The 15,888-nt window shown below is 60.2% G+C and carries 12 protein-coding genes; 8 read left to right on the forward strand and 4 right to left on the reverse strand.

From position 1 onward, the window contains the following. The 8 genes from EN925_RS03545 to EN925_RS03590 all read left to right on the forward strand — a co-directional run. On the forward strand, positions 1 to 701 hold a 701-nt coding region (locus EN925_RS03545; protein ID WP_164894122.1), incomplete at its 5' end, for an ABC transporter permease. Between the two features lie 54 nt (positions 702 to 755). Beyond that, a complete protein-coding gene (locus tag EN925_RS03550) occupies positions 756 to 1,706 on the forward strand; it encodes a substrate-binding domain-containing protein (protein ID WP_013533130.1) in 951 nt (316 codons plus the stop codon). A gap of 72 nt (positions 1,707 to 1,778) precedes the next feature. Beyond that, positions 1,779 to 2,372: a DJ-1/PfpI family protein gene (locus EN925_RS03555; RefSeq protein ID WP_013533129.1), complete on the forward strand. Its 594-nt coding sequence runs from the start codon at positions 1,779 to 1,781 to the stop codon at positions 2,370 to 2,372. Between the two features lie 1,436 nt (positions 2,373 to 3,808). After that, on the forward strand, positions 3,809 to 6,403 hold the full coding sequence (locus EN925_RS03570) for an AMP-binding protein (RefSeq protein ID WP_127367927.1): 2,595 nt from the start codon (positions 3,809 to 3,811) through the stop codon (positions 6,401 to 6,403). Next, complete coding sequence (nadE, locus tag EN925_RS03575; protein WP_281040637.1) at positions 6,400 to 7,383, forward strand: NAD(+) synthase; 984 nt, start codon at positions 6,400 to 6,402, stop codon at positions 7,381 to 7,383. Before EN925_RS03570 ends, nadE begins: the two co-directional genes overlap by 4 nt. Positions 7,384 to 7,386: 3 nt before the next feature. After that, positions 7,387 to 9,408: an asparagine synthase (glutamine-hydrolyzing) gene (gene asnB, locus EN925_RS03580; protein ID WP_127367928.1), complete on the forward strand. Its 2,022-nt coding sequence runs from the start codon at positions 7,387 to 7,389 to the stop codon at positions 9,406 to 9,408. Next, the gene (locus tag EN925_RS03585) at positions 9,405 to 10,958 is read left to right on the forward strand and encodes an AMP-binding protein (RefSeq protein WP_164753422.1); all 1,554 of its coding nucleotides are present in this window, start codon (positions 9,405 to 9,407) and stop codon (positions 10,956 to 10,958) included. Before asnB ends, EN925_RS03585 begins: the two co-directional genes overlap by 4 nt. A 38-nt stretch (positions 10,959 to 10,996) precedes the next feature. Further along, positions 10,997 to 11,263 carry an acyl carrier protein gene (locus tag EN925_RS03590; RefSeq protein ID WP_013533122.1) on the forward strand — a complete coding sequence of 89 codons (267 nt, stop codon included), beginning with the start codon at positions 10,997 to 10,999 and terminating at the stop codon, positions 11,261 to 11,263. Between the two features lie 59 nt (positions 11,264 to 11,322). Here the strand turns inward: EN925_RS03590 and EN925_RS03595 are convergent, their stop codons facing one another. The 4 genes from EN925_RS03595 to EN925_RS03610 form a co-directional block, all read right to left on the reverse strand. Next, complete coding sequence (locus EN925_RS03595; protein WP_164753432.1) at positions 11,323 to 12,015, reverse strand: class I SAM-dependent methyltransferase; 693 nt, start codon at positions 12,013 to 12,015, stop codon at positions 11,323 to 11,325. A 110-nt stretch (positions 12,016 to 12,125) separates the two neighbouring features. Next, positions 12,126 to 13,388 carry a polysaccharide biosynthesis/export family protein gene (locus tag EN925_RS03600; RefSeq protein ID WP_063167489.1) on the reverse strand — a complete coding sequence of 421 codons (1,263 nt, stop codon included), beginning with the start codon at positions 13,386 to 13,388 and terminating at the stop codon, positions 12,126 to 12,128. A 16-nt stretch (positions 13,389 to 13,404) separates the two neighbouring features. After that, positions 13,405 to 14,634: a hypothetical protein gene (locus tag EN925_RS03605; protein WP_127367929.1), complete on the reverse strand. Its 1,230-nt coding sequence runs from the start codon at positions 14,632 to 14,634 to the stop codon at positions 13,405 to 13,407. Further along, positions 14,631 to 15,635 (reverse strand): SDR family NAD(P)-dependent oxidoreductase, encoded by a 1,005-nt coding sequence (locus tag EN925_RS03610; RefSeq protein WP_064994999.1) that lies wholly within the window; start codon positions 15,633 to 15,635, stop codon positions 14,631 to 14,633. The genes EN925_RS03605 and EN925_RS03610 overlap by 4 nt, the downstream gene beginning before the upstream one ends. Positions 15,636 to 15,888 lie beyond the last annotated feature (253 nt).

Below are 15,888 nucleotides of genomic sequence, written 5' to 3' on the forward strand. Positions count from 1 at the left end.
ATCCCGGCATCTGGGCTATTCCCGCCGGTATGGCGGTTGCGATCCTGGTCGGCCTGGTGTGCGGGCTTGCCAACGGGCTCATCGTCACGGTCGGCAGGATCGAACCGTTTATCGCCACGCTGGGCACGATGGGGATTTTCCGGGCGCTGATAACCTATCTGACCGATGGCGGCACGATACCGATCGACAGGTCGTTGCGCGAGGCGTACCGGCCTGTCTATTTCGGCACGGTCGGCGGGATCCCGGTTCCAATCCTCATATCCATCGCAGTCGCCGCGGTCGCATCCTTCATCCTTTACAAGATGAAATATGGGCGCAAATGTGCGGCGGTCGGCGCCAATGAGGATGTCGCCCGTTATTCCGGCATCTCGGTGATCAGGACACGGACCGTGGCCTATATCGTCCAGGGTGTCTGTGTGGCGATTGCCGCGATCTGCTACGTGCCGCGCCTGGGCGCCGCAACGCCGACGACCGGACAGCTTTGGGAACTGCAGGTCATCACCGCCGTGGTGATTGGCGGCACCGCATTGCGCGGCGGCAAGGGCCATGTGTGGGGGACAGTCGCCGGCGCCGTCATCCTGGAACTCATCGCCAACCTCATGGTGCTGTCAGACTTCGTCTCCGAATACCTCGTTGCCGCTGTTCAGGGCGTCATCATCATCATCGCCATGCTCATCCAGCGGTTTTCGAATTCGAAATAGCGCCGCGTCCGGACCACGCGGATTAACGTTCTTGTAGGTCCAAGGGAGAAGACAATGTTCAGTAGAAAATGGATTGCGGCAGCGACACTTGGCGCGCTGCTGCTGGCCGGCCAGGCCATGGCGCAAGACAAGAAGGTCATCGCGGTGTCGATACCGGCCGCTGACCACGGTTGGACAGCGGGCATCGTCTACCACGCACAAGCGGCGGCCAAGGAAATCAACGCCGCGTTCCCGAACGTCGAAGTGGTCGTGAAGACGTCGCCGTCCGCGGCGGAGCAGGTCAGCGCGCTTGAGGACCTGTCGGCCAGCCGCAAGCTGGATGCTCTGGTGATCCTGCCTTACAGCTCGGAAGAGCTGACCCAGCCGGTCAAGGCTATCAAGGACATGGGCACGTTCATCACCGTCGTCGATCGCGGTCTGACTGACGCCTCCGTCCAGGATCTCTACCTCGCCGGCGACAATATCGCGGTTGGCACCAACACCGCCAAGTTCATGATCGACAAGCTTGGCGGCAAGGGCGACGTCGTTGTGTTGCGCGGCATTCCGACCGTCATCGACGACGAGCGCATCAAGGGCTTCCAGGACACGATCAAAGGCACTGATCTGAAAGTCCTCGACATCCAGTACGCGCATTGGAACAGCGACGAAGCCTTCAAGCTGATGCAGGACTATCTGGCCAAGTACCCGCATATCGATGCGGTGTGGGCCAATGACGACGACATGCTGCTTGGCGTGCTCGAGGCGGTCAAGCAGTCGGGGCGGACCGACATCAAGCTTGCGCTCGGTGGCAACGGCATGAAGGACATCGTCAAGAAAGTGATCGACGGCGACGCCATGACGCCGGTCGAGACGCCATACCCGCCGTCGATGATCAAGACCGCGATCTACATGACAGTCGCCAACCTGATCGGCCAGGCACCCGTCCGTGGCACCGTCAAGCTCGACGCGCCGTTGATCACCCAGGCCAACGCCAAGGAATATTACTTTCCGGATTCGCCATTCTGACCCTATCCGATTTCACAGAAAGGCAGGCGCAGTCTGCGCCTTGCCTAGCTCAAAACACTGAGAGGAAGAACCATGCCAGGCAAAAAGATACTGATGCTGACCGGTGAGTTCACCGAAGAATACGAAATCTTTGTCTATCAGCAAGCGATGGAAGCCGTCGGTCACACCATCCACGTGGTATGCCCGGACAAGAACGCCGGAGATCTGATCAAGACCTCGCTGCACGACTTCGAGGGCGACCAGACCTACACCGAAAAGCTCGGCCATTATGCGCTGATCAACAAGACTTTCTCGGAAGCCGAGAGGCAGCTCGATCAGTATCATGCCGTCTACTGCGCGGGCGGCCGCGGCCCGGAATACATCCGCACCGACAAGCGCGTGCAGGCGATCGTGCGCCATTTCCACGAGGCCAAGAAGCCAATCTTCACCATCTGCCACGGCGTGCAGATCCTGATCGCTGTCGACGGCGTGGTGCGCGGCAAAAAGGTCGCGGCACTCGGCGCCTGCGAGCCGGAGGTGACACTGGCGGGTGGCACCTATATCGACCTGTCGCCGACCGAGGCCTATGTGGACGGGACAATGGTTTCGGCCAAAGGTTGGACGGCGCTTGCTGCGTTCATCCGCGAATGTCTGAAGGTGCTGGGAACGGAAATCCGCCACGCATAAACTTCTGGAACCGACGCATTCGCCAAGGGATGCGTCGGTTCCCTTCAACAGCGCTTCCATATCCATCAACTCGGTCGGGATCGCGGCTCCCGAGCTACGATATAGGCGAGACACTTAAGTATTGCCGCCTGTTGCGCCGCTTTTCATCCTGCCTGTTCCACTGGTGCTGTTCGACAGGGTCGGCGCGCGGCGTTGTTTCAGCATCCGGATAGGCCGTGTCGTCGACCGTGCGGCCCCGTCGTCCCCCCGAGGCCACCTCGCTCCGGGCTTGCTCATTCGGATTGCAAGCTGCTGACATCAGTCAACGCCTGCAACGGCGCTACGCCACCGGAAATCGGGGTGCGCTTGAGTTCAGGCCCGCGTCAGTAAATCTGGCATCGCGGACAATCCAATAATCTCCCGGCGTCCGGGGTTGGTCATCGGCCTGACGAAAAGAACGGCGTCCAGGAACGATTTCGGCCGGCTGTCGTTGCCTGACATTAGGTATCCCTTATGGACTTTGCGAAATGCCGCTGTGTCAGAATCTATGCCCTCTTGAAATGACGTTCAAATGTCCGCGCTGCGGATTGGCTTTGCTGAAACCCGGGCGCTGGTTCCAGGTTGCGTCCAAATATCGCTGCGAGGGCTGTCACAGCGAAATCCGGATTACGTATCCCGACAAGATTGCACTTTTCCAGAAGTATGCGGATTCGCAGGGCGAGGTCCATCTCCCCCAAAGCATAGCTCAGTCCTGACCAGTCGTTCAGCGGCTAGGCCACGGTCCTGCCAGGAGGGCAGGCGATCTGAAGGCTGACTTCCGGCGGTAGAGTTGCCTGTAGCATGGAACGAAATCCGTTCCCTGCGGTTGGAGTTGTCCAGCTACACGCGATTGAACCGGCCTTGCCCCACAGTCAGGAGCAGTGATGCAAACATACCTGGTGGAACAAATGGAGGGGGATGACGTGGTCGCGGCGAGTAACGTCAATGCGTCCAGCCCGTTCACGGCGGCGACTATGTCAACGGGACGCCAGGTTACCCTGCGGACTTGGGAAAAAAATTGGGTTCGTGTAACGGATGAGCTTGGAGGGGAAGTGTTCGCATACTGCTTCGTTTCAAGCACTGGCAAAGCGGATAGCAGCGCGCAGCCCGACACCTCTGTAAGGTAAGGTAGTCCCGCAGCCCGGGCGGGCGCAGGCTGGCCTCTTCATCTTCGAATAATTCAAGCGATTAAGACCGTCTCACGCATCATCCGAATGATTGATGAAAAGATCATGCCGCGGAGCGATAAGCGGCAACAATCCTAGCGTGGGGCCCTTATGTCTCTGGCGCATTTAGAATCTTCGAGGGCGATTCAAACGGTGCAGGCTGACTACCAAGCGGTGGTCCCTTGCCGATGGTTAAAAGCTCCCGATCATGCTCTTGACCATGGCGGGCCTGTTCTACGTCTGCATCAACGGATGGGAACTGGCTTCGCCGACGTTCCTGTCTTTGATCACCTGAGGGAGATCGCCGGGCGTTATTCCGAAAAATTAGCCGCCAGCGACGGCACCAATCGACTGACCTATTCCGAGCTTTTTCGGGCGGTCGAGGCATTGGCCGGCTGGATTGAAGCCGTCGTTCCCGACGGAAATGCGGTTGGAATACTTCAGGCCAACTCGGTCTGGTACACCGTTGCGATGCTGGCCAGCATGGCATCCGGTCGGCCGTCAGTGCCGCTTAACGTGCGAGATCCGGACTCGCGCATCAACGAAATCGTCGCCGACGCGAGGCTCTCCGCCATAATTGGCGACAAAGGCCTCCACGGCCTTGATCTGCCCCAGCACGTTGCCTGGATCGATATGGCGCAATCATTGCAGGCAACGCCCCATCCAGCCGCACACCGTGTGGTTTCTGTCGATGCACCGGCAATCGTGCTTTATACCTCCGGCAGCACGGGCCGCCCCAAGGGGATTGTCAACAGCCAGCGGAACTTGCTGTGCCGAGTGCAGCAATATGTCGATGCGTGCCACATCAATGCACAGGATGTATTCCTGCCTCTGACCGGCCCGGCAACCATCGCCGGCTGTCGGGAAATTCTTGCCGCTCTTCTCACGGGTGCCACGTTGCAGCTTGTGGAGGTTGAAGCCGTCGGCCTGCGCGCGGTTCGCGGCCGCATGCAATCCGAAGGCGTGACGATCACTTATCTGGTGCCTGCATTGCTTCGCGCTCTCTTGGCGGATGAACCCGCGGACGCCTTTGGTTCGCTCAGAGTTGCCCGAATTGGAGGCGAGAAGGTATCTTCGGCCGACATCCGCCTCGTGCGCAAGGCTGTCCCGCCAAATTGCCTGGTGCAGATCGGCTATTCATCGACGGAAACGACGGGATCGCAGTGGTTCTTGCCGCACGATTGGCCGGAATTCGATTCTTCGGCTCCCGTCGGCTGGCTGCTTCCGGGAATCAGCTTCGCAGTGGTCGATGAAGAGGGTTACCCGGTTCAGCCTGGCAAGATCGGAGAACTGTTGATCAGAAGCCCGTATGTCGCGCTTGGACATTGGGAAAACGGGGCCGTTGTTCCGTTTGAAGTAGACCCCGACGACCAGACGCTTCGCATCTTTACGACGGGCGATCTTGTGCAAATCGGGAGTGACGGCCTGCTGCGGATCATAGGCCGCAAAGGGCGCCAGATAAAGGTCAATGGGCGGCGCGTTGAGCCGGCCGAACTCGAACGGGTTCTGCGTGGCGCGCCGTCGGTGAAGGATGCCGTGGTTATCGTCACCCCGGCGAATGAACTGGTTGCATTCGCCGTACCGCACAGCGGAGCGGGAGCCAGTTTTTGCGACGAGCTGCGCCAACTTGCCAGGACAAAATTGCCGCCGGCGCTTTGCCCGTTGCGACTCCATGCAAGCGCCGAGATACCGCGACTGCCCAGCGGAAAGATCGATATGACAACGCTGGCTGCAATTGACCTTTCGGTTCGGGAAACCACGCCCCCACCGCAAATACCCCATGCGGGACATGAAGTTCCTGCTCATCAGATCGTACGGCGTGCCTGGACCAAGGTCCTCAAGACGCGGGTCGCCCTGGGCTGTTGGGACGAAGCGGGGGGAGATTCGCTGAAGCTGCTGCACTGCGTCATGGAAATCGAAAGCGCGATCGGGCAGGAGCTCGGATTGGAAGCCTTCACGGTTGGAATGAGCTTCGATGAGATGGTTGCAGCGGTCATTTCTGCTCAAGGAGGCGGCGAGCACGCGCCCGCTTGGAAACACGAGCCTCCGCTGCTTTTCCTTTTCCCCGGCTCGGTCGGCTATGGTCCGAGCCTTGCTTCGTTCGCATCGGCAATAAGCAAGGTCGCCAGGGTGTCTCCCATCAGATATCCGGCCCTGGGCATGATCCTGCAAGGTCAGAACACCGTCGCCGCAATGGTCGAAGCTGCAATCGATCATATCAACCGCGTGCAGCCGACCGGCTGTGTTCGCCTGCTTGGTCACTCGCTCGGAGGAGCGGTTGCTTTTGAGGTTGCCGCGCGTCTGCTTGATCAAGGGCGAGCGGTAGCGTTCACGGGCATTCTGGATACCAGCCTGGTTGGCGAACGCAGCAGGCGTTGGGAGACGATTACCCGGACATTTCACCGGATCCGAACCAATCGTATATCGGCTAGTCGAGTGGCATGCCGCGCGCTTGCCAAGGTCGCGGTCAAAATGCACTGCGAATCCCGGCTTGCCAGCTTCCTCGATCGCTATGCCGAGGGTCAGTTCAACCCGACGAGCTTCAGAACCAAACTGGAACTGCAGGAAGTTCTGCGCGCGCGCGCCTTCTTCCAGTGGCTCACAGAACCCAGGCCGATACTGCCGATCACCGGCACCTTGTTCCGTTGCGCGCGGCCCGGAATGCCGCTTGCACTTGGGTGGGATCGGGCATTCGTCCATCTGGACGTCATTCCGATCGCCGGCACTCACATCGACATGGTCGTGGAGCCCCATCTGACCATCAATCGCCCGCTCATCGAAAACGCTGTGACTGAGACCTACTCTTCAATCGAGTCACAGAAACGGGAGGCAGTGTCATCGACCTGATCGGGGAATTCAACAGCGATGTGCTGGCGCTCGATGCCCGGCTGGAGATCGATCGCATCGTCGAGACCTTGCGCGAACAGGTTCTCGGCACACAACGGCGCCGCGGAGTGGTTGTCGGGCTCTCCGGAGGCATCGACAGTTCGGTCGTCGCAACGGTCTGCGCACGCGCGTTCGGCAGGGACAAGGTACTGGGCCTGTTCATGCCGGAGCGCGATTCATCCGGCGACTCGTTGAGGCTTGGCCGCAGCGTCGCCGGGCAGCTTGGCATCGACACAATCCTTGAGGATATCCAGCCGGCGCTCGAGGGCATCGGCGCCTACGCCCGACAGATGGAGGCCATCCGAACTGCCGTCCCTGGATATGGCGAAGGCTGGAAATGCAAGCTGGTCATGGCATCGGTGCTGGAGAGCAGCGGCCTTAATATCACGCGCCTCACCGTCGAGGATCCGGACGGAAAGATCGACACCGTGCGTCTTTCGCCGGCGGCTTACCTGCAGATCGTCGCTGCAACCAACTACAAGCAGCGGGTTCGCAAGATGACTGAATACTATCATGCGGACCGCCTCAACTATGCAGTGGCAGGCACGCCAAACCGGCTCGAATATGACCAAGGCTTCTTCGTCAAGCAGGGCGACGGCGTCGCCGACGTGATGCCGATCGTCCATCTCTACAAGACCCAGGTTTATCAGCTGGCGGAATATCTCGGGATTGACGAGGAGGTCCGAATGAGGCCGCCGACCACGGACACGTTTTCCATGGCGCAAACCCAGGAGGAGTTCTACTTCGCCTTGCCCTATCAGCTGATGGATTTGTGCCTCTACGGCATGAATCACGGAATTTCGGCCGGCGTGGTTGCCGCCGCCGCCGGCCTGACGGCCGAGCAGGTCGAGAAGGTCTATAAGGATATCGTCAGCAAACGCCGCGCCGCCCGCTACCTTCACGCACGGCCGCAGCTGTCCGCTGCGATGGACAGGGATTGACCCATGTGCGGCATCGCCGGAATTGTGGCGCTGAACGCGGCTGCGGAGCCTCCTTCACGAGCCGCGCTTCTACGAATGGCAGCCGCGCTCTCCCATCGAGGCCCGGATGAGAGCGGCGTTTACCGCGACAGGCGGGCGGGGCTGGCGCATACCCGTCTGTCGGTCATCGATCTCTCGACCGGACAGCAGCCCCTCGCGGACACCGGCGATACCACCTGGATCGTGTTCAACGGCGAGATCTTCAACTACGTCGAGCTGCGTGAACAACTCATGGCGCTGGGGCATCGTTTCCGCACCCGCAGCGATACCGAGGTCATCGTGCACGCCTACCGCGCCTGGGGCGTGGCCGCATTCGAGAGGCTAAACGGGCAGTGGGCACTCGCCATCTGGGATTCGCTGACAGGCCGTCTCGTCCTGTCGCGCGACCGGTTCGGCATCTGCCCGCTGCATTTGTGCGAACATGCTGGCCGCCTTCACTTCGCCAGCGAAGTGAAGGCCATTTTCGCAGCCGACCCGGCGATACCGCGGGCCTTCGATCCGGCGGGGATAGACCAGACTTTCACGCTGTGGACGGTCGTACCGCCGCAAGGCGTATTTCAGGGAGTGAAGGAACTTACCCCCGGCCATGTACGCATCTACGACAATGGCAGCGTTCGTGAGCACGCTTTCTGGAAACCTTGTTATCCCGAGATCGCGGACCAGGCCCACGGCACCTTCACCGGCTCACTGGACGATGCGGTGGACGAAGTGCGTAGCGCCTTGCAGGCCGCGACGGCGCTTAGAATGGTCAAGGCGGATGTGCCGGTTGGCTGCTACCTTTCCGGCGGGCTCGACAGCTCACTTGTCGCCATGCTCGGGAGGCGCTTCGCCGGCGCGCCATTCCAGACCTTCTCGTTGCGTTTTGCTGACGCCGAATATGATGAAACCCGTTACCAGCGGCTGGTTGCAAGTGCGAGCGGCGGCGAGCACCACGAGGTGATGGTTTCGCGCGGTGATATTGCCGAGGTTTTCCCAGATGTGATCCGTCACGCCGAGCGTCCGATTCTCAGGACCGCGCCGGCGCCGTTGTTCCTTCTCTCGAGGCTGGTGCGCGAACATGGCATCAAGGTCGTCCTGACCGGCGAGGGCGCCGACGAGATGTTTGCCGGCTACGACCTGTTCCGTGAAGGCAAGGTCCGCCGTTTCTGGGGGCGGCAGCCCGCATCCGCCCGACGCGCGCGACTGCTGGAACGCCTCTACCCCTATCTGAGCCGGTCGCCGGTCAAGCAGCAGGCGATGGCGCGCCAGTTCTTTGGACACGATATCCATGCATTTGGCACGCCCGGCTTCGCGCATGACACCCGCTGGCGCACCACCAGCGCGATAAAACGGCTGTTCTCGGCCGACATGCATGCCGAAGCGGCGCGTCACGACGTGGTGGCAGACCTGCTTGGCCGCCTGCCCGAAGAGTTTCCACGATGGCGTCCTCTCGCGCAGGACCAGTATCTTGAGATCAGGACGCTGATGTCGGGCTACCTGCTCTCCTCGCAGGGTGACAGGATGCTGATGGCCCATTCTGTCGAGGGGCGCTTCCCGTTCCTGGACGACAGGCTCGTGGCCTTGGCGAATTCGCTTCCGCCCGACTACAAGCTGCGCATTCTGGATGAGAAACACGTGCTGAAGCGTGTGGCGAAATCGATCGTGCCCGCGGAAGTCGTGGCCCGCAAGAAGCAACCCTACCGGGCGCCCAACGCACTTTGCTTCACGGGCGATGGCGCACCCGCCTATGTCCGCGAAGCACTCTCCGAGACTGCCCTGCGCGCGGCGAATGTCTTTGATCCGAACTCGGTCGCGCGCCTGCTGGACAAATGCGCTGCCAAGACCGGCGATGGGGATCTGTCCAACTCGGACAACATGGCGATGGTCGGCGTGCTGTCGACGCAGCTCCTCCATCAGCAGTTTGTCGCAAGCCGCCCATCGAGCGCGCATGCGGTCGACCTCAGGATAGATGTCGATCACCTGCACAGGGAAGAGGTGCTGGTATGATGCATGGCGCCGTACCTCTGCTGGACGATTACCTCAGTCATTCGGCCGAGCGGCTCGGCGGCAAGGTAGCGCTGGTGTGCGGCGAGCACCGGCTCACCTATGACGAGCTTGAGACACGCTCCAGCGCGGTCGCCCGTCATCTCGTCACGTCCGGGGTCGCCCCCGGTGACCGCGTTATGATCTTCGCCGACAACACCGTCGAGACCGTGGTCAGCTTCTGGGCGGTTCTCAAGGCGAGCGCCGTTGTGTGCGTCGTCAATCCGCTCACCAAGAGCGACAAGCTGGGGTATTTGCTCAACGATTGCCTTCCGGCAGCATTGATCACCGACAAACATTTGCAGCCGGTCTTTGCTGAGCCGGCGCGTAACTGTCCGTCGCTGCGGCGGCTCATCGTCTCCGGTCAGGTGGACGACGCCGAGCTCCGGGGATTGCCGCATGCCGTGCGCTGGGATGAGGCGGCTGCCAGCCACGGCAAAGCGCCGGCCCGCCGCCGCATCGATATCGATCTCGCAGCCATCATCTACACGTCGGGCTCGACCGGCGAACCCAAAGGCGTGATGCTGACACACAGGAACATGATGACAGCCTGCACGTCTATCGCCTCGTACCTTGAGCTTGGCGAAGACGACGTGATCCTCAATGTCTTGCCCCTGGCCTTCGACTACGGCCTCTATCAGATGATAATGGCATTCCGTACCGGGGCGCGGTTGGTCCTCGAGCGCTCGTTTGCCTTCCCCGCACAGATACTTGCGATCATCGAAAGGGAGAGAGTTACAGGCTTTCCCGGCGTGCCGACCATCTTTGCCGCACTGTCGGATCTCAGGACGCTGAAGGCAAATGATTTTGCAAGCATAAGGTATGTCACGAACACGGCGGCAGCCCTGCCGCTTAAGCACATTCGCCTGCTCCAGGAACTGTTTGCCGCCGCCCGCATCTATTCGATGTACGGCCTGACCGAATGCAAACGCTGCACCTATCTTCCGCCGGACGATCTTGCCCGAAAACCGTTGAGCGTGGGGATCGCCATCCCGAACACCGAAATGTGGATTGTCGATGAGGATGACCGAAGGGTTGGTCCCAATGTCGTCGGTCAGTTGGTCATCCGCGGGGCAACGGTCATGAAGGGCTACTGGGGTAAGCCGGAGGCTACCGCGAAGAAGCTCAAGCCAGGTCCTTTGCCCGGCGAGCAGGTTCTGTACACCGGCGACTACTGCCGAATGGACGAGGAAGGCTACCTCTATTTTGTCGGCCGCAGCGATGAGATCATAAAATCGCGGGGAGAAAAGGTGGCGCCTAGGGAAGTCGAAAACGTGCTGATGGAAATCCCGGGAGTACGGGAAGCCGCGGTTGTCGGAGTACCTGACGACCTGCTGGGGCAAGCAGTGAAAGCGTTTGTCGTCATGGAGCAAGGAACGATCATGGGCGAAAAGCAGCTGCGGATGGAATGTCAAAAGCGATTGGAAAACTTCATGATTCCGAAGTCCATCCAAATTGTGTCCAGTCTGCCGATGACGGACACGGGCAAGCTCAAGAAAATGGCGCTGTCATAAAGCAATTTACGGAATTATTTGGATCGGAGGCCAATTCAATGCTGAGCACGAACAACAGAATTGACACCTACAGCGATCAAATCCGCGCCTTTCTGGCGTCAAACTTCTACGTAGCCGACCCGCGTGCGCTGGAAGTTGAAACGTCGTTGCTCGACCAGGGCATCATAGACTCGACTGGAGTGCTTGAAGTTATCGGATTCGTCGAGGAGACATTCGGCATCACTGTCGAGGACAGTGAACTTCTGCCGGAGAATTTCGATTCCATCCAGGGAATTGCACGTTACGTGGTCAGCAAGGAAAACTGATCGCCGGGCTACGGCTTGAGGGCGTCGTCCCAACCGGGCGCGCAAACCCATGGCGCGGCTCACGCTGACGCTTTGGCCCGTGCACAAACCACCCTGGCTTCACCGGCTTTGTTCGCAACCGTGCGAATGCTCTCATAGGCTTTGGAACGCTCAACCAAACTCATGACCTGCCGGTCTTGGCCAAGCCCGACCTCGAAAAGTAGCATGCCACCTTGCCGCAGATAGTGCTGCGCCTCCTTGATCACCCGCATATGAATGCTCAGGCCGTAAGGCCCGGCAGCGAACGCCTCACGGGGTTCAAGTTCCATCAGATGCGCGCGGTCGTTTTCGAGCCGCTTCTCCGAGATGTAAGGCGGGTTGCAGACGACCAGGTCGATCGTACCTTCGAGCTCCAGACCCGAGAAGGAATTGAAGAGGTCGCCCTGTAGCACCGAAATACGTCCGGCCAGGCCAAGATGGGCAACGTTCCGGCAGGTGGTTTCGACGCAGCTGTCGGTAAGATCGCTCGCCCAGACGCGCGCGGTGGGGACCTTGTATCCAATGGCGCAGGCGAGATTGCCCGCCCCGCAGCACATGTCCACGACACGCGGTACCGGCCTGTTAAGTTCACGAAGGACATTGAGGGCGGTGCTGCCGAGCAGTTCCGTCTCCGGGCGAGGGACGAGCACGCCGGGCGCGACAACCAACTTCAGCCCCATGAAGTCGGTGCGGCCGGTGCTGTAGGCGCTGGCGACATCTATTTCACCAATCACGGCAAACCCGCTTTCTTGATTTCCCCATGTTGATTTCTCAGGCGCCCGGTCTTCATGCCATGGGCGAGCCATCAGCAACGTCGTTCCCGGCTCGGTTCACGTCCGCGCAACTACTGGATCGCCGCGCTCTGCAGTTCGCTGCTGAACCTCACCTCGATGGTGTCTCCAGGCGCAACCTCGGTGTCCTGGTCGACCGGTCGACCTCTTGACGCGTCGCCGGCCCCGCCGGTTATTGTGATCCGCGCCTGAAAGGTTTCGCCGGCGACGGGCAGTGGAAGCGCGGACGCCCCTGATGGCTGAAGCTTCTGGCTGGCTGCGTGGAGCCTTGCAGTGGTCTCGGCGAGGCGAAGGTCGGTGTCCCTCAATTCGTTCAGAAGGCCGATCCTTCTTTGATTTTCATTGCGTTCCTGCTGCCTGACGGAGTCTTCCTGCTGGCGCCGCGTTCTCATCAGTTCGACCGAGGTCTCGAGCGCCCGGCTCGACGACATCAGCACGGCACGTCTGACGTCGGCGAGCCTGCTGTTGGTCAGGTTGCCCGATTCGAACGATTTGGTGACCCGCGCAAGATCGTCCTCATCCTGTTTCACCGCGGCCGCTTCCGTCTGCTCGCGCTTGAGCAGAACTTCGACCTGAGCCTCGGCATCCTTGGCGGTCTTGTCGAGATAGCTTTGCTCCTGCTGAAAATTGTTCAGCGAAATCTTGAGGCCCTCCGCTTCCGCCTGCGCGACCGCCGATATCAATGCATTCGACAGGGGCGAGCCTTGCGGCGGTTGCATGTCAAATTCTGCCTGGTTCTGAAGTTCGGCGCGGATGCGCGCGCCATGAAAGTAGTCTCTGATGTAGTCCCCCCAGATCGACTCGTAGTCGCGTCGCAGATCAACGGGATCAGGTCCGCTTTGGCTTGCCCGAGACCGCAGGAGACTAAAACCGCCGGCGACGGCAATTGCCTGTCGGACAGTCATGAGTGGCCGGTAAGTCTGCTGCCCTGGTGTCAGCACATCGCCAGTCACATAGATCGGACGGTACTCCGCGATCACGGCCGTGACGTCGCTCGGCTTGATGACGATCATTTGCTCCCGTCCATCAGGCAGGCGCTGATGGACTATCTTGGTTGGCAGCACCGCCTCCATGCGCGTCTGCAATTCTGCCGGCGTCAGCCCGCCAACCGGGATCATCCCGAACTCGGGCAGCGCGATCGAGCCATCCATTTGCACGATCGCGCGTTGCGTTCGCTCCGCTATGGAGGCTATTCCTATCTCCACCGTATCGCCGGGCGACAGCTTATAGGCCACCGGCGCTTCAGCCGCGGCTGCGATATCCAGGGCCAGGCAGCCGGCAAGGGCTGCAAAGAAAATTCGGCTAACGAAGGCCATCGATGGCAATCTCCCTTTAATTCAGGCCCGGCTGCTGCGGCCAATCGAGATGGGCGACGAATTCGTAGACCGGTCCACCAGGCACCCCCCAATTGCTCGACCAGATCACTTGCGACCCATCAGGGGACGGTGAGGCATGTGTCTCGCTCCAATAGTCGAACGGAGCGTTTCGCGTCTGCACGATGCGTCGGACCTCCTGACGACCGTCGACACGCAGCGCGATCACTTCACGCGTGTATGGCGCCCAGTCCGGGTGGCTCCGAACCTCATCGGGATTGCCCCCGTAACTTATAAATGCCCATTCGGGCCTGTCCAAAGCACGCAGCGACGTATGCTCGGCCTCACCGTACTTCGTGAGCGACGTGACCTTTCCATCGGACAGCCGACGCTTGATCACCTGATATTTGTCCGGAGCGGATTTGCTGGTTCCGACGTAAATTTCGCTGCCATCCGCATCGAGAGTCAAATCGCCATGGCCGGGCCGATGATGATCCTTCCACGTTTGGCGCAGGGTGCCGTCGACTGCGAAAATGGCTCGCTGTTCGGTGCCGTCGACCAGATTTTGGAAACACAGGATGTTCTCTCCGAGCGGAGAAATGGTGCAGGAACTGGTCGTTCCGGCAACCTGGGCGAGATCGATGTCCGGGTATTTCAGACGCCGGTCGATGTCGTATGCGAAAACGACAGCAGCTCCATCATTGCGGGTCGCGCGTACGGCAATGCGGTTGCCGTCACGACTAGGATTTCCCTTGGACGGGCCGAATTCGAGATCCCGATATTTCGTTGCGGAATACACTATGTCCTCACGATTGGTGCGGGGCGCCCAGATCGAAATCTTTTGACCATCGACACAGATCATCATCTCCGCGTTTCGAGGGCGCCATTCGCACTCACCCGACTTGTTGCGATGAAACAAAGGGAGGTAGGTTTTCCCGTCGAGGAAACACATGCCGTTGCAGCCGTTCATGAGGACGAGGAGGCTCTGATCCGCATTCCAGGCTTGCGCGCTCGAGTAGCGATGACTGCAGTATATTTTGCCGCAGACAATTCCGCTGCCAAGCGCTCCGGGCTGAGTGATCCGAGTAAAGCGGATCCCTGTCGCCGGATCAGTTGCAGGTTTCAGATAAGCGGGCAGATCCATTGCCGGCTCCGTGCCTGCCGCACCGCTCGGCCGGTTTACGGCTGTGTGCAGCGCCAGCAGCGCGGCCATCAACAGCAAAGCTGGTATGAGCCGCGGAAAGGTCATGTCATGTAGCTCATTTCGCGTCGGACGCGGCCTTCGCTGAGGCGCGAGCGCCACCACTCGATGGTCTTTTCCAGACCATCACGCAAGCTCGTATGTGCCCGCCATCCGACTTTACTTTCAAGGTTCGAGGAATCGGCGAGCAACGCGCGAACCTCGGAGTTTTGCGGCCGCATCCGGCTTTCATCTCGACGAACTGGTTTCCTGGTGCCACTCAACTCGAGCACCAACTCCAAAACGTCCGAGACACTGACGGCGCGCTGGCTGCCTGCATTGTAGGCATGGCCAAATTCAAGCTCGGCCGCCCCTGCCGCCACAAATGCCGCCGCAGTGTCCTCCACAAAGGTAAGGTCGCGGATAGGGCTGGTGTCGCCGACCATGATCGCCGGACAGTTCTCGTCCAGAGCCTGCCTTATGATGGTCGGCACGATGGCCCGCTCGCTCTGGCGCGGCCCGTATGTATTGAACGGTCGCAGGATGACCACCGGCACATCGAAGGACCTGGCATAGGACGCCGCCATCATGTCTGCGCCGATCTTGGACGCAGAGTAGGGGGACTGTCCCTGCAGTGGGTGGGATTCGTCGATCGGCATGGTCAGAGCGGTGCCATAAACCTCGCTCGTGGACGTATGCACAATGCGTTCGGTTTCCCAGTGGCGTGCCGCTTCGAGGACATTCACGGTGCCCAGCACATTGGTTTCCACATAGGATTGGGCAGCCGCGTAGGAGTAGGGAATCGCAATCAGCGCAGCCAGATGAAACACCGCCGCCTGGCCGCGCACGATCCGGTTGATGAACGCGCTGTCACGAACATCCCCACGAATGCATTGCAACTGGCTTCGAACGTGGTCGGGTAAATCGTCCAGCCAGCCATGGCTGTCGAACGAGTTGTATAGGGCCAGTGCCGTGACATCGGCGCCTTCGTGCACCAGCGCTTCCGTGAGGTGGGATCCGATAAATCCATCCGCACCCGTGACCAGGACCTTCCTGCCGCGATAGCTCACGACTGTGCACTCCTTTGATCGTGTGAGCTGTCAAACTGGCGAACGAACAACAATCCATTCATGCCAAACTCTCCTCACCTTCCAACTCTACCCACTCGCCGCGGGAGGCAGGGACACGCCGAAAACCGCCCTGAAGCCTCGCATTATCCAGACGAGGTCCGATGCAATCGTGCGCCGCGGATAGTAGGCGAGGTCGATCGTTGCCTTGGCCGGGAACAGGACCTCTCGATAAAACAGGAGCGGATCAAGGGTG

The sequence above is a fragment of the Mesorhizobium sp. M7A.F.Ca.US.006.04.2.1 genome (assembly GCF_004022915.1).
In the GTDB taxonomy this organism is placed as follows: domain Bacteria; phylum Pseudomonadota; class Alphaproteobacteria; order Rhizobiales; family Rhizobiaceae; genus Mesorhizobium; species Mesorhizobium ciceri.

Excerpts from the sequence above, each read along its gene's own strand:
- EN925_RS03550 (WP_013533130.1), top strand. The coding sequence starts at position 756 with ATGTTCAGTAGAAAATGGATTGCGGCAGCGACACTTGGCGCGCTGCTG.
- EN925_RS03555 (WP_013533129.1), top strand. The coding sequence starts at position 1,779 with ATGCCAGGCAAAAAGATACTGATGCTGACCGGTGAGTTCACCGAAGAA.
- EN925_RS03570 (WP_127367927.1), top strand. The coding sequence starts at position 3,809 with ATGGGAACTGGCTTCGCCGACGTTCCTGTCTTTGATCACCTGAGGGAG.
- asnB (WP_127367928.1), top strand. The coding sequence starts at position 7,387 with ATGTGCGGCATCGCCGGAATTGTGGCGCTGAACGCGGCTGCGGAGCCT.
- EN925_RS03585 (WP_164753422.1), top strand. The coding sequence starts at position 9,405 with ATGATGCATGGCGCCGTACCTCTGCTGGACGATTACCTCAGTCATTCG.
- EN925_RS03590 (WP_013533122.1), top strand. The coding sequence starts at position 10,997 with ATGCTGAGCACGAACAACAGAATTGACACCTACAGCGATCAAATCCGC.
- EN925_RS03600 (WP_063167489.1), bottom strand. The coding sequence starts at position 13,388 with ATGGCCTTCGTTAGCCGAATTTTCTTTGCAGCCCTTGCCGGCTGCCTG.
- EN925_RS03605 (WP_127367929.1), bottom strand. The coding sequence starts at position 14,634 with ATGACCTTTCCGCGGCTCATACCAGCTTTGCTGTTGATGGCCGCGCTG.